Raw genomic sequence first — 12,839 nt, 5'->3', positions numbered from 1 at the left:
CGTTCCCGAGTGGGCCATCGTGGCTCGCTCACCGGTCGCTCACGTACCACGCTGGATGAATGGCCCGCAGACACGCCGTCGTCCCGGCCGCCGCCGTCCTGGCCGGAGTCGTCGCCCTCCTCAGCCCGCTGCCGCCCCCGTCCGCGACCGCCGATCCACCCGCCTCCCGGACCCCGGAGCAGCGCACCGTCTCCGCCTGGCTGCCGTTCTGGGAACCGGGCGCCTACCAGGACGCGCTCGCCCACGCCGACCAGCTCCACACCGTCAGCCCCTTCTGGTACGAGGCCACCGCCGCGGACCGCATCGAGGAACACGCCGGCGCGGGCGACCGGGCCGTGATCGACGGGCTGCACCAGGGCGGGATCAAGGTCGTGCCGACCGTCACCGAGAGCCTGGACGCCGCCGGCATGGCACGACTGACAGCCGACCCGAAGACCCGTGCTGTGCACGTCGACACCCTCGTGCGCCTGGTCACCAGCCGCCCGTACGACGGCCTCGACCTCGACTACGAGAAGATGAACGAAACCGGCGCCGCCCCGGCCGTCGTCGAGCAGGTGCGTACGGGCTTCAACTCCCTGATCACCGAGGTGTGCGGTCGCCTGCACACCCTGCACAAGGAATGCACGGCCGCCGTCTTCCCCCGTACGGCGGCCCGCGACGAGGGCCCGGTCTACGACTACGCGCACCTGGGCCGCACTCTCGACCGCCTGCGGATCATGGGCTACAACCTCCACAACGCTCTGGACCCGCCCGGCCCGCTCTCCAGCCCCGCGTGGTACGAGGACATCCTGCGCTACGCGACCGCGCGCGTACCCCCGCAGAAAATCGAGATGGGTATCCCCGCCTACGGCTGGGACCACCGTGTGGGCGACCCCGCCCGCGCCGCCCACCGCACATCCCGCGAGGCCGAGGTGCTGCGTCGGCGCGTCGGTGCGCCCTACGCCCTCGACGGCGGCTCTCGGACCCCGCACTTCACCTACACCGAGGACGGCCGGCAGCGCGAGGTCTGGTACCAGGACGCACGGGGGATCGCCGCCCACTTGCCCGTCCTGCGCAAGTACGGAGTCGAGCACACCGCACTGTGGGCGCTGGACTTCGAGGACCCGCTGCTGTGGCCTACGCTCGCCGGATCCCCACCTCCGTAGGACCCGTGGCCCGGAGGACGAGAGCGGCAAGGACGAGCGCCGTCCGCTTTCCTGGGCCGTAAGCGTCGTGGGTTGACCTCAACTGAGGTTGAGGTGTGAGTGTCCTGGCATGACACGTATCGCTGCACTGCAGCACCCCGCTGCCGGGATCACCCTCATCAGCCGCTGGATCACCGGGAGCCCTGAACGCTCACGCGCCGCCGCCGACGCGCTCCTGGACGCGTCGGCGGCGGATGCGCCGGCAGCGCAGCTGGCCATGCACGTCTTCGAGGAGGAGGGCGGCGCGGGCCTGCTCATTTACGCGCAGTGGACGAGCGCTGAGGAGCATCTCGCTTTCGTGCGGGAAGGGCGGTCCGCGAGGGTGGCTCGTATCGATACCCGGGTTCCGGGTATCGAGCGGCCCGGCCTGGAGCGCACCCACAGGTACCGCAGCACGGTCCTCGACGCGGATGGAGAAGCGGACGTCTTCGTCGTCACCAGCCACAGCACAGGCGGAGGCCCCGGGGAACAGCGCGCTTGGGCCGACGCGCGGGCGGCCGCCCTGACGGACGCCGGGCACGACGGACTGCTCGCCGCCCACTTCCACTTGACGATCGACGGGGAGCGTGTGGTGGAGATCGCGGAATGGTCGGTTGCGGCTGGTACGGCCGGTGCGGCGGACCTGGAAACCGCCCACGGCCCCGGAGTCCCGCACAGCCGCTACCGCTTGTACGGGCCTGCGCGCGCGTAGCCAAACACGAGAAGTGGTCGATGTGTGCGTCGGCTCGTCGGTGTGGCCTGCATGCATGTCCATCGCACGCATCGCTCGGCTACTCATGTTCGTCAGGCGGTTGGCAGGCCGCACCCGTAGGGGGTCAATGCCGAGGACGCGGTCACGGGGGAGGATGAACATACAGGCCATTGGTAGTGCCAGCTGTTTTTCCTACGCAAGACTCGTTGTTGCCAGAGCTTTTACCTGGCTTACTTCCCCTTCTTCCATCTCTTGGAGAGAGCTATGAGCATCCGAAACGCCGCCGCCGTGACCGTTCTCGCCGCTGCCGCCCTCGGCGCCGGTGGCGCCGTGGCGAGTGCGCACGGCCAGGCGGTCGGCACCGCGGAGAACTCCCCCGGCGTGGCCGCCGGAAACGTGCTGCAGGTCGCCCCTCGCATCTCCCCGAACGTCGGCGGCAACGTGATCTCCGTGGTGGGCGTCGGTAACAGCAGCCACGACAACGCCCTGATCAACAAGTAAGCCCCGGTTCCAGCCGCCGAGGGTCACAGGGGAAACAGCACCTGTGGCAGGCCGCGCGCCCTACGACTTCCCGTCGGGCGTGCGGCCTTTCGGCGCGGGCCTGAGCGCGAACGACGCCCGTCCTTGCCACTTCGTCCCGTCGTGCACCATGAGTTCAACCGACGAGACGTGCGATGTGAACGGGAGTTTGCTGAAGAGGCCGGCCTCGATCTCTTCCAGGACAGCATGCTCCTGGCCCTGGGCGACGGTCAGGTGCGGCACGATCTCGGTGAACCGGCCGCCATACGGCGGAGCCTCGTGCCATCGATCGGCAATCGCCTCCGTGAGTCGCTGTAACTGTGTGTCGGGTTGCGGAACGAGATACAGCACTTCCGGCAGTCGTCCACATTGCTCGAACCGTAGGTCAAAGGCCCGGTGTTTTCCCAGCACATCGGCGAGGGCTGAGGAGACGAGCGAATCTATTCGGCTCTCGTCGAGGAACGGGAAGAGTACGGTGATATGCGCGGGAACTCCGGCCCGGGCCGAGGGGTCCAGCCGTTCACGCCACCCGTGGACGACCGGCTCGGCCTCCGGGATCCGGACGATGAGCCCCGTCTGCCCCGCCTGAAACGTACTGCTGCTGTCGCCTGTCATGGCACCGTATGGTGTCACCTGATATCGAGCCGGAACCAGTTGAAGTGGACGACTCTCTACGGACCTTGGCATGCTCGCATCGCTGATACGGCACTAGGATGAGACGGTGAGTTCTCTGCCGGAAGACCCGCCGTCACCGTTCGGCGAAGACGACCGCGACACGGCCGTGCAGCGCGTGCAGGAGGCGTACGCCGAAGGGCACATCTCGCACGAGGAGATGGACGAACGCCTCCACCAGGTGCTCATCGCCAAGACGCACAGCGAGCTTGTGCCGGTTCTTGCCTCGTTGCCGGAGGAGAAGGCGGGCACGGCGTCCACGATTGCCGCCGCCGGCGGGCGGATCAAACGGCGCGGCGCATGGCGGGTACCTCGGACCCTCAAGGTTGCGTCCGCATTCGGAAGGGTGTACCTGGACTTGTCCCGGGCGGTCATCGAGCATCCGGTAGTTGACATCGAGTTGCAACTCGGCACCGGCAGGGCCAGGATCACGGTGCCTCGAGACGCGATCGTCGACCTCGATGATCTGCATACCGGGTGGAAGGACACGCTCTACAAGACCCGGCTGTCCTCCGGCCCCGGAGGGCCGAGAATCCGGATCTCCGGGACCATGGGGTTCGGACGGTTGAAGATCCGCCACGCGCGGCGTTGAGGCTCAGTCGCGGAAGGCCGGGTTGACGCCGGGCAAGGGCGGCCAAGACGAGTTCGTCGTGTGCCCGGTCACCGGGTGGTCCACCCCCACGAGGCGCCCTTCTTGTAGTCGTCGGCGGTCGTCGCGTCCGCGCTCCAGGCGAGTCGGGCAGGCTGCTTCGCATTCGCCTTCGCGATGTAGATCGAGCACATGGTGCGCTGCTCGCCGATGTCCCAGCTCATGTAGACCTTGTCCACCGGGCAACCACCCTCGTCGAAGCCCGAGTGGATGACGGGTCGCTCCGCTGCCGGTTCGCCGTTCTCATCGAGGACCACGGCCTGGGCATTGAGGTCGGAATTGACGACGCTCGGCTTCCCTTCCTTCAGCGTGTACGTCACGTACACGTAGTACGGGGTGCCGCCCTCCAGATTCCGGTCGGCATCGACGTAGTGGCCCTCCTCCAGCTGTTTCCGGGTTCCCTTGACGATCTTCGTAGCTGTCACCTGGAACTTCCCGCCCTCGGAATTCTTGGGCTCGTACAGCCCCGGAGCCGGCTGGCCCATCGTCAGCGCGGGGCTCCACTCGACCCTCGCGGCCGGAGTCGCCTTGCTGCTCTCGCTCTTCGTCGCACCCTCCTCGGGAGCGCCGGATTCCTTGCCGCTTCCGTTACCGCCGCAGGCGGTGAGTGCGATTCCCAGTGCGGTGGTCATCTTCTTAACCGCGCGCGTGCGTGTCATGTGCATGCTATGTACCCCGGGTGGGTGGTTGAACAGCGCATTACGCCGCCAGGCAGCTGCGGGACTCCATCGACGACTCCTCGTAGAGCCGGGACCGGCGCGAGTGGACCTCCGAGGCTCCACGGGGGAGCCTGTAATCATGCGGTGGCTTTTCCGCTCGCCCCCTCGAACGGGAACGGACGCCCACAGCCGGGACGCCCACAACCGGAACCTGTTCACGCTGGGGCAGTGCCTGCCGTTCGCGATCGCCCTCCTCGTGGTGGGCATCGAGTTCTCACCTGCACACTTCCTGTACACCGGCCCTCTCCTCACTGCGACACCGGCGCTGGCCGCGGTCACGATGGGCCCCAGGGGCACCGTCGCCGCGGCGGCCCTCGCCACCGCTGTCAGCGTGTGCACGGCCACCTACAACCAGGCGTGGGGCAGCCAGCAGGTCTACTCCAATTTTCTGGCTCTCTTCATGGTGTCCGTGGCGAGCATCGCGACGAGCAGCGCCGTGCGCACGCGCCGGCAGAGTGAGCTCGACCAGGTACGCCGCATCGCCGCGGTGGCGCAAGACGTCGTCCTCCGTCCCGTACCCGCCCGGCTGGACCCGGTCCGGGCAGCCAGCATGTACCTCGCGGCCGAGAAGGGCGCGCAGATCGGCGGTGACCTGTACGAAGCCGTGCAGACCCGCTACGGGGTCCGGATGCTTGTAGGGGACGTCCGGGGCAAGGGGCTGCCCGCCGTGCGCGCGGCCGCCGCCGTGCTGGGCGCCTTCCGGGAGGCCGCGCACTACGAACAGGACCTGGCCGAGGTCATGGACCACTGCATGGCCTCGCTGAGGCGGGAGCGCGCCGTGCCGGGCGCGTTCGGCGAGGAATCCCTGGCGGAGGGATTCGTCACCGCGCTCGTGGCCCAGGTGCCGGAAGAGCCCGTCGTCGACGTGGTCAACCGCGGCCACCCGCCTCCGCTCGTACTGCACCGGGGCGAGGCCCGCCTGCTGATACCCGCCTCCCCGCAGCCGCCGCTGGGGCTGGAGGACGTCGTCATCGGACTCTCCGAGGCGGAGAGCTTCCCGTTCGCCCCCGGCGACCGTCTCCTCCTCTACACCGACGGCGTGATCGAAGCCCGCAACCGCGACAACGACTTCTTCCCGTTGGCCGAAGCCGTGGAAGCGGTCGAGGCCGGCACTCCGCAGGAGTTCCTCGACCATCTGCACCAGGGCCTGCTCCGGCACACCGGAGGGAGCCTGGCGGACGACGTGGCGATGCTCCTCGTCGAACGCTGCGAGGACACCGGCGATCATGTGGAGGCGGTCGCCGAGTGAACGAAAACGCCGGAGCCGGGTACCGAATGGCACCCGGCTCCGGCGTTGAAGGCGAGGAAAGCGAAGGGACTAGATTCAGTGAGGTGTGAGAAGGAAGTCCGTTCATGGCCTCGCCTGATCCAAGGCTAGCAGTCAGGCGGGGATCAGGTCGCGCAGGTTTTCCGGAGTGATGATCAGAGAGTCCGCGTGGAGTCCCTCCGGGCGTTCCAGGCCGATATACGTGACGGGGCCGTCCGGAACACTCTTGCCGTCCCACAAGGTGGTGGCTGTGGCCCGGTCGTTCATCAGGTCGGTGAGATACCGGACCGTGAGGTAGTCACGCTCGACGATGCCGCGCAGCAGCGTGGCGACCGATACGCGGTTCCCCTCGACCCGGTTGGAACTCGGGTTGCCCTTCAGGTACAGGTGCAGCCATTTGGCTTGCCAGCGGCCGTCATCGCCGCGCAGGAACGCCAGTGGCAGTGCGACCTTGCCCGGGCCGCGCAGCTCCGACTTCATGCGCACGGTACGCGCCTCGAAGGGGCGGCCTTCCTGCTCGGCGTCGCGCAGCATGAAGCCGAAGAACGACTCCTCGACCTCCTCGAAGCCCTCTCCCGAGAAGATGTTGACCTGAGGGACGATGAATGCGCCGCGCACGGCGCCGAGGCGCAGGTTGATGAACTCCGAGGCGCCCTCGGGTGCGTTGGTGATGTCGCCGGAGTGCTCGCCCTCGACAGCGGTGAGGGCGGTGTAGGACAGCCAGGAGAGCGTGGAGTAGTCGGCGCGGAGCATGAGCGCCGACAGGTCGAAGTCGGTGGTGTGGCTGGTCTGCTTCCAGTAGGTGAAGAAGCGCAGCAGCTCGCCGTCGACAGGGGAGAGGGAGCCGCGGGGCAGCACACCCAGGCCGGCGGCCGTGGCCTTGCCGCTGAGCGGGAGCGCGACGTCGAGGACGTCGGGGTCGATCAGCAGATGCCCCGGCTCGGGGAGGCGGCGGCGCGTCTCCGCGTCCAGGGCGGCGATCAGGCGCGTGCGCTCGGGAGGCAGCACGGGGGGACGGGTGTCGGCGGTGACCCAGGCGCGGCCGAGACGGTTGATGAAGACGCGCCGCTCGCCGGCCTCCCGGGTGCGGTTGTGGAAGTGTTCGCGGACCGACAACAGGACCCGGCCGGAGACCTGCGGGGCGGCCTGCTCGGCGGCGGTCACGACGGCGTCGCGCTCGTCCTGGGTGCGGCACATGCGCAGCAGGCGGTCCAGGGAACGGAACAGCTTGCCCGGCGCTGCCGTCAGCAGCCGCACCGCCCCGCCGATGTCGTCCGTGCCGATCAGTTCCTCGATGCGGCTGTCGAAGGACCGGGCCTCCTTCTCGCCCCGGGCGACGGCGAATACGTCGGCGGCGTGCGGCCAGCGCGGGTACTCATGGGGGTGGAGGCGCTCGCCCAGCCGCTTGAACATCTCACGGTGCGCGCTGACGTCGGCGAGCTTGGCGGGGGCCGCCGCGACGACCGAGTCGAGGCCGGCGAGCAGGGCGCGGCGGAGCGGCCGGGACAGCGAAGAGAACCGGGTCGGTTCGGTGAGGGTCACGTCGCCGTCCGACAGGGCGCAGGCCAGGCGGAGCACATCGGTGACGGTGTCCAGCAGGAGGTCCGCGCCGGCATGGAGGCGGGCGAGGTTGACGACGGCGCGGTTCTCCCGGACCGGGATCACCTCGGGCTGCGGGCCGTCGGCGCAAGCCCCGGCGAGCAGACGAAGGTCGCGCAGGCCCTCCTCGCCCAGCGGCGTGGTGCTGCCGGCCATGGCCAGGTACAGGGCGGTGACCTCGCCGTCCGGGGTACCGCCCAGGTGCAGGACCGTCATGCGGTCGCCCGCGGCGGCGATCAGCTCGTCGTGAGCGGCGAGCATCTCGGCGTAGGTGTGCTGGTAGCTGCCGTACGACGGGAGGGTGAGCAGGTCGACCACGCCGGTGCTGAGCCGGGCGAGCGTGCCGTCGCGCGAGGCGTCGTCGGCGAGCGCCTCGGCGATGCACCACATCCAGAAGTCGAACGTGTCCGGCACGTTGGCAGGGAAGTCGACGAAGTAGACGTTGTGCCGGACGTGATCGCCGGCCATCTCACGGACGGTGTCCAGCGTGCGCGCGGCGATCTCGACGACCGTCCCCTCGGTCAGCCCCGACAGACGCTCCATCAGGTCTGCCGAGAGCTTGAAGCCCACGGACAACAGCGCGGCGTCGAACTGCCGCGCCGCGACCCCGCCCTGCCCGACAGGACCGGAGGGGAGAGGGAGGCGGCGGGTGTGCCGGATGACCAGGGGCTCGAGACGGTGTGACATCCGGGCATGATCCCAGAAGCACGCGAGCAGACGCACACGGGTTTTCGAACGCGGCGTGCGCCGGTCGGTGGCATGCGTCCGGCGGTCGGCCTCGCCGAGGAGTCAGTCTCCGGGCGGCTTCAGGCCGTGAAGACAATCGGGGAAGCCTTTCAGCTCCGGAGTGGCCTTTGCGGGGAGAGAGGAGAGCTGAGTGGGAAGACGTACGAACAGCGTCGGTCCGAAGGCGTCGCAGGTCAGGCTGACGGCCTGTCCGATCACCGGCGGGCGCGCGGGTGCCGGCGGGCCAGGGGAGGAGAGGGCGGCAGCGGGGGCGGCCGACGCGGCCACCATGAGCAGGCCGATGCCGGCGCCGCCGACGGTGCCGGCGACGATGCCGGCGAGGACGCGGCCCGGCAGAGGCCGGTGGAACGGGGTCATGAAGTCGAGCATGCAGCCGGGACCCGGTACGGAGCGGCAGGGACACAGCGACACCCCTCGAGTGGGTGACTGCTGGGTGCGATGCCCAGCCAGTGAGCCCCGGCGATAGACGCCGGGGCTCACTGGTCCTTCTTCGCCGACGCCTTCTGGGCGCCTTCCAGAGCTGTCTAGGCTGCGGCAGGCGCCGCCGCAGCCTCGGCGGATTCGGCGGGGCGGGGGATGCGGTGCAGCCCCTTGCGGTCGTAGAAGCGGGTGACGCCGAAGCCGAAGAGCACGGCGGCGGCCAGGGCGATGCCCATGGAGATCCAGGCGCGGCTGAGGCCGGCGTCGGCCTGGGCGTCGTAGTAGAGGATGGAGCGCATGCCCCCGGTGATCTGCCGGAGCGGCTCGAATTCCGAGAGCGTGTGGAAGAAGCCGGGCAGCGCCTCCAGCGGCACGGTCGCTCCGGAGGACGGGACGGCCATGGCGACGAAGACGATGGTGGAGATCAGCATGCCGGGCGTGCCGAAGACGGCGAGCAGTGCCAGCGCGCTGACGCCGACGGCCGCGATCGTGCCCACGGAGTAGAGCCACAGCAGGCCGAGGTGGGAGGCGTCCATGCCCAGGATGCCGACCGTGGCGAGCTCGACGAGGGAGCCCATGACCAGGGAGAGACCGAGCATGAGCACCGTGCCGACGGCCAGCGTGCGGACCCGGCTCGTGTGCCGGACGGGCATGCGCTGGCGGAAGGGGCCGAAGTCGGTGTGCAGGTAGCCGAGCGCGGTGTCGACCTGGGAGACGATCGCGTTGGCGCCGAGCATGCCGCAGACGATGAGGACCAGCGCGTAGTAGAAGGCGCTCAGACCCATGGCGCTGTGCGTGCCGAGCGGGTGGCCGTCCGCCACCTCGACGTTCACGGGATCGGTGAGCATCAGCTTGGCCGCCGGGGCGAGCTGGGCCTTCTGGGCGGCGGCGCGGTTGAGGAGTTCCTTGCCGAGCTGGGCGGAGGCGGCGTGGGCCGCCTTCTGGTTCGCCTGGCTGGCCATGGAGGAACCGATGCTGCCGGCGGACTGGTTGGTCAGCACCGTCAGGGTCGGCCGGGTGGTCTCCGCCGGCTTCGGGCTGGTCAGCCCGGCCACCGTGGCGGTGAAGTTCTCCGGCACGACGAGCGCGCCGTAGACCTTGCCCTTGCCGAGCCGCTTGTCGGCCTCCTGCCGGCTGACGACCTGCCAGGAGAAGCTGTGGTTGCTCGCGGCGGACTTCTCGATCCCGGAGACGACCTGGTCGCCGAGGTTGAGGTGTTTGCCGTTGGCGTCGGCGCCGCGGTCGCTGTTGACCAGTGCGATGGGCAGGTCGCGCAGATTGCCCTTGGGGTTCACGTTGCCGCCGACGTAGAGCAGGGCGAACAAGATGGAGACCACCGCGACGATGAGGCCTGAACCGATCCACAGCCGCGGGCTGCGGAGTACGGAGGAGGGCTCGGGGGAAGGCATATTCGCTCCGAGTTATTACCTAGAGTAACTGGATACTGAAGGTATCCAGTAGCTAGATAGTGGCAGTATCTTCCAGGAGTGTCCAGTCGTCGCAGGACGCCCGGCAGCACCACCAGCGAGGAAGTCGCATGAAGATCTCGGAGCTCAGCCGCACCACAGGCGTGCCGGTCGCCAGCATCAAGTACTTCCGCAGGCAAGGCCTGCTGCCCGCAGGCAAGGCGACGGCCGCGACCCTGGCCGAGTACGGGCAGGAGCACGTCCAGCGCCTGCGACTGATCAAGGCGCTGACCACCCTGGGCGGACTCTCCATCGCCGCCGCCCGCGAGGTCCTGACGGCCGTCGACCAGGCCCACAGCACCGAGAGCGCCCTGGGGGCGGTCAGCTACGCCCTGCCGGTGCCCGTCGCGGAGTCCCCGGTCGGTGACGCCGACCGGGAAGCGGAGACCGGATCGGCCGCGGAAGCAGAGGTGGAAGCCCTGATCGCGGCCATGGACTGGCAGATGCCCGGCACTTCCCCCCACGTGCAGGGGCTGACGGCAGCGCTGAGAGAACTCAAGCGACTGGACGCGGACTACCGGCCCGGCGAACTCGTCGCCTACGCGGAGCTGGCCCGGTCCGCCGCCCGCTTGGACCTCGATCGCGCGGCCACCTTCGACGACGACCCGGTGTCCCTGGCCGAGCAGGCGGTCATCGTCTTCGCCCTCTCCGCCCCCGTGCTCGAACTGCTGCGGCGGCTCGCTCAGGAGGACCAGGTCCGCCGCCGCATCGCAGGCGGCAAGCCCGAACCCGACACGGAATGACGTCCGCGGCCGCACAGCCGCACAGCCGCACGGTCGGCTGGCATGCGGCAGACGAGAGACGGCAGGCGGCGTCAGCCGCTGGGGGAGTCGTCCGGTTTCCTTGAGTCCGAAGCCGCCGCCTCGGCGCGGCGCGCGGCCTTCTGCGCCGCTCGCTCGGCGTCCCGCTCCCTGATACGTGCCTGCTGCACGCTTTCCTTCGCGGCGAGATGGCGGGACCGGGCCGCCTTGAGCTCCTGCTCCAGGGCCTCCACCTCCTCTTCGGCACGTGTTACGGCCGCTTGCGCCCGGGCGGACTCTCTCTGCACCCGCGCCAAGTCGTCCTCGCGTGCCCGGTGCTCGTCCTGGGCTTCGCGAAGCTCGCGCCGGTGGCGGGCGAGCTGCTGATCCCGCTCGCGTTTTTGACGCCGAGCCCGTGCGGCGTCCAGATTGCTCACCGGAGCCACGGCCTTGTGGCCCTCTTCTCCGGCAGGGTGACGCTCGCGTGCAGCCGGGAGGTGCCGCACGGCGGCCGTGGCGAGGGCGGGGAACCCGGCCGGGGCGGTGAAGGGCTTCGTCAGGCGGCCGGCAGTCCACTCCCGGGCCGCCTCCGGATCCGCGAGGACCGCCTGCAACGTCGCCTCTACCTCCTGTTGCGCGGCCTCGCTGATCGGCTGCCCCCTTTCCGCGGCCAGCTGCCGGGCCTGGAGCGCGAGCGTGGCGACGAGGGAGCGCTGCCGGCGCGTGAGCTCACGCAATCGTTCGCCGTCGAGCTCCCTGTGCGCCCGGCGCAGGCCGTCCCCCAAGGCCGTGAGAGCCCGGGCTTCCTCGGGCCGGTGGCGGGCGAGCAGGTTGCCGGCCCAGGCCGCCGCGGTGGGCCGGCGCAGCGCGCGGATCTCATGGGCGAGCGTCCGCTCACCCGCCTGGCGGGCCTGCGCTGCGCGCTGGTCCCTGGCGGCCGTGAATTCCTTCGGCGGCAGCCCGTACAGCTCGTCGGCGACCTCGTCGAGATCCATGAGTGCCTATACCCCTCACGCCTCCTCGGCCGACCCCGTTGCTTGTCCGCGCTCACTCGTCAGTCTCGCATCCAGGTCCGTGCGCGCCATCCAGGTCCGTACGCGGCGATCCGGTCCGTGCGTGGCGCCCCGGATGTGTATGCGCATGCGTGCTCACGGTGACGAACGGGCCCCGTGCGTGTGAGGGCGCCCATGAGGCCTGGGTCACTTACGAATGCCGTTAGTGGAATTCGGTGGCGGAATTAAGGCGCCGGGTCGGGTTTTCGTGTGCGGGCGATGAATGGGCGTAGTAGGTCACAGGCCTTGTCAGGGTTTTCGGTGGTCGCTAAAACTTGTGGAGTCGCTGGGCGCCGTCGACCGAGAAACGGCGCTTGTTTTTGCGCCGCTTCAGGGCCGGGCGACATCCCGCGATCGGAAGGTTCAGCTCAGTTATGCGCTCCACCGTCTCCGCTTATGTTCGTCTGCCGAAGATTCACAAGTTCTCTGTTGCCGGTATTGCTGCGACCGGTGCCGCTGTCGTCGCGGTGGCCGTCGCTCCGCATGCTTTCGCTGCTGATGCGGCTCCGGCTGCTGCGGTGAAGCCGGTGGCGTGGAGTGCTGAGGCTTTCGGTGAGACGCAGCAGGCCGACCTGGAGAAGCACACCACTGCTGCCGCCAAGGCCGGCGCGAACGCTGCCGCCAAGGCGAAGACCGACACGGAGCGTGCCGAGAAGCAGGCTGCCAACCGTTCCACGGAGCGCAAGGCCATAGCCGCCAAGCCCGCCGCTGCGGCGAAGCCTGCTGCCAAGCCGGCTGCTCCGGTGAAGAAGGCCTACGCGGATAATCTTGAGGGCTGGATCGGTCAGTCGCTGGACATTCTGCGGGCGAAGGGTATCCCGGCTTCGTATGAGGGCATCAAGAAGAATGTGATGCGTGAGTCGACGGGTAACCCGCGGGCGATCAATGACTGGGACGTCAATGCGGTGAACGGTGTTCCGTCGAAGGGTCTGCTGCAGATGATCGACCCGACGTTCAAGGCGTATCACGTCGAGGGCACGTCCTGGGACATCTACGACCCGGTCGCCAACATCACCGCCGCCTGCAACTACGCCGCTGACAAGTACGGCTCGATGGACAACGTCAACTCCGCGTACTGATCAGCAGCACCACACACTGCCGAGGGCGGTGGCAC

At 69.1% G+C, this 12,839-nt stretch carries 13 protein-coding genes; 7 read left to right on the top strand and 6 right to left on the bottom strand.

Going from position 1 to position 12,839, the window contains the following annotated elements; all coding sequences use genetic code 11:
* Positions 1-59 precede the first annotated feature (59 nt).
* From IE241_RS09175 to IE241_RS09165, 3 genes are all read left to right on the top strand, one after another.
* Positions 60-1,145 carry a glycosyl hydrolase family 18 protein gene (locus IE241_RS09175; protein WP_190021172.1) on the top strand — a complete coding sequence of 362 codons (1,086 nt, stop codon included), beginning with the start codon at positions 60-62 and terminating at the stop codon, positions 1,143-1,145.
* Positions 1,146-1,254: 109 nt separating this feature from the next.
* Positions 1,255-1,875, top strand: coding sequence for an antibiotic biosynthesis monooxygenase (locus tag IE241_RS09170; RefSeq protein ID WP_190021171.1), 621 nt, complete (start codon positions 1,255-1,257; stop codon positions 1,873-1,875).
* A gap of 264 nt (positions 1,876-2,139) precedes the next feature.
* The gene (locus IE241_RS09165; protein ID WP_190021170.1) at positions 2,140-2,376 is read left to right on the top strand and encodes a chaplin; all 237 of its coding nucleotides are present in this window, start codon (positions 2,140-2,142) and stop codon (positions 2,374-2,376) included.
* Between the two features lie 60 nt (positions 2,377-2,436).
* Here the strand turns inward: IE241_RS09165 and IE241_RS09160 are convergent, their stop codons facing one another.
* Positions 2,437-3,009 carry a 2'-5' RNA ligase family protein gene (locus tag IE241_RS09160; protein ID WP_190021169.1) on the bottom strand — a complete coding sequence of 191 codons (573 nt, stop codon included), beginning with the start codon at positions 3,007-3,009 and terminating at the stop codon, positions 2,437-2,439.
* Between the two features lie 106 nt (positions 3,010-3,115).
* Here IE241_RS09160 and IE241_RS09155 point away from each other — a divergent pair, with 106 nt between their 5' ends.
* On the top strand, positions 3,116-3,658 hold the full coding sequence (locus IE241_RS09155; protein ID WP_190021168.1) for a DUF1707 SHOCT-like domain-containing protein: 543 nt from the start codon (positions 3,116-3,118) through the stop codon (positions 3,656-3,658).
* Between the two features lie 68 nt (positions 3,659-3,726).
* Here the strand turns inward: IE241_RS09155 and IE241_RS09150 are convergent, their stop codons facing one another.
* Positions 3,727-4,347 (bottom strand): hypothetical protein, encoded by a 621-nt coding sequence (locus IE241_RS09150; RefSeq protein WP_190021167.1) that lies wholly within the window; start codon positions 4,345-4,347, stop codon positions 3,727-3,729.
* A gap of 166 nt (positions 4,348-4,513) precedes the next feature.
* Here IE241_RS09150 and IE241_RS09145 point away from each other — a divergent pair, with 166 nt between their 5' ends.
* Entirely contained in the window at positions 4,514-5,683 is a 1,170-nt protein-coding gene (locus IE241_RS09145) for a PP2C family protein-serine/threonine phosphatase (protein ID WP_229899009.1), read from the top strand.
* A gap of 132 nt (positions 5,684-5,815) precedes the next feature.
* On the opposite strand, the gene IE241_RS09140 is transcribed toward IE241_RS09145, so the two are convergent.
* The 3 genes from IE241_RS09140 to IE241_RS09130 all read right to left on the bottom strand — a co-directional run bounded on the left by IE241_RS09140 (position 5,816) and on the right by IE241_RS09130 (position 9,876).
* Positions 5,816-7,987 (bottom strand): hypothetical protein, encoded by a 2,172-nt coding sequence (locus IE241_RS09140; RefSeq protein ID WP_190021165.1) that lies wholly within the window; start codon positions 7,985-7,987, stop codon positions 5,816-5,818.
* Between the two features lie 102 nt (positions 7,988-8,089).
* A complete protein-coding gene (locus tag IE241_RS09135) occupies positions 8,090-8,404 on the bottom strand; it encodes a hypothetical protein (protein WP_190021164.1) in 315 nt (104 codons plus the stop codon).
* Between the two features lie 167 nt (positions 8,405-8,571).
* A complete protein-coding gene (locus IE241_RS09130; protein WP_190021163.1) occupies positions 8,572-9,876 on the bottom strand; it encodes a YhgE/Pip domain-containing protein in 1,305 nt (434 codons plus the stop codon).
* A 128-nt stretch (positions 9,877-10,004) separates the two neighbouring features.
* Between IE241_RS09130 and IE241_RS09125 the strand changes: the two genes are divergently transcribed.
* A complete protein-coding gene (locus IE241_RS09125) occupies positions 10,005-10,676 on the top strand; it encodes a MerR family transcriptional regulator (RefSeq protein WP_190021162.1) in 672 nt (223 codons plus the stop codon).
* 71 nt (positions 10,677-10,747) lie between these two features.
* Here the strand turns inward: IE241_RS09125 and IE241_RS09120 are convergent, their stop codons facing one another.
* The gene (locus IE241_RS09120) at positions 10,748-11,668 is read right to left on the bottom strand and encodes a hypothetical protein (protein ID WP_190021161.1); all 921 of its coding nucleotides are present in this window, start codon (positions 11,666-11,668) and stop codon (positions 10,748-10,750) included.
* Between the two features lie 431 nt (positions 11,669-12,099).
* Between IE241_RS09120 and IE241_RS09115 the strand changes: the two genes are divergently transcribed.
* Positions 12,100-12,804 (top strand): transglycosylase SLT domain-containing protein, encoded by a 705-nt coding sequence (locus tag IE241_RS09115; protein ID WP_190021160.1) that lies wholly within the window; start codon positions 12,100-12,102, stop codon positions 12,802-12,804.
* Positions 12,805-12,839 lie beyond the last annotated feature (35 nt).

The sequence above is a fragment of the Streptomyces hiroshimensis genome (genome assembly GCF_014650335.1).
GTDB classification, from domain to species: domain Bacteria; phylum Actinomycetota; class Actinomycetes; order Streptomycetales; family Streptomycetaceae; genus Streptomyces; species Streptomyces hiroshimensis.
Note: the sequence above shows the minus strand (reverse complement) of the source record. Positions and strands in the feature narration are given on the sequence as shown.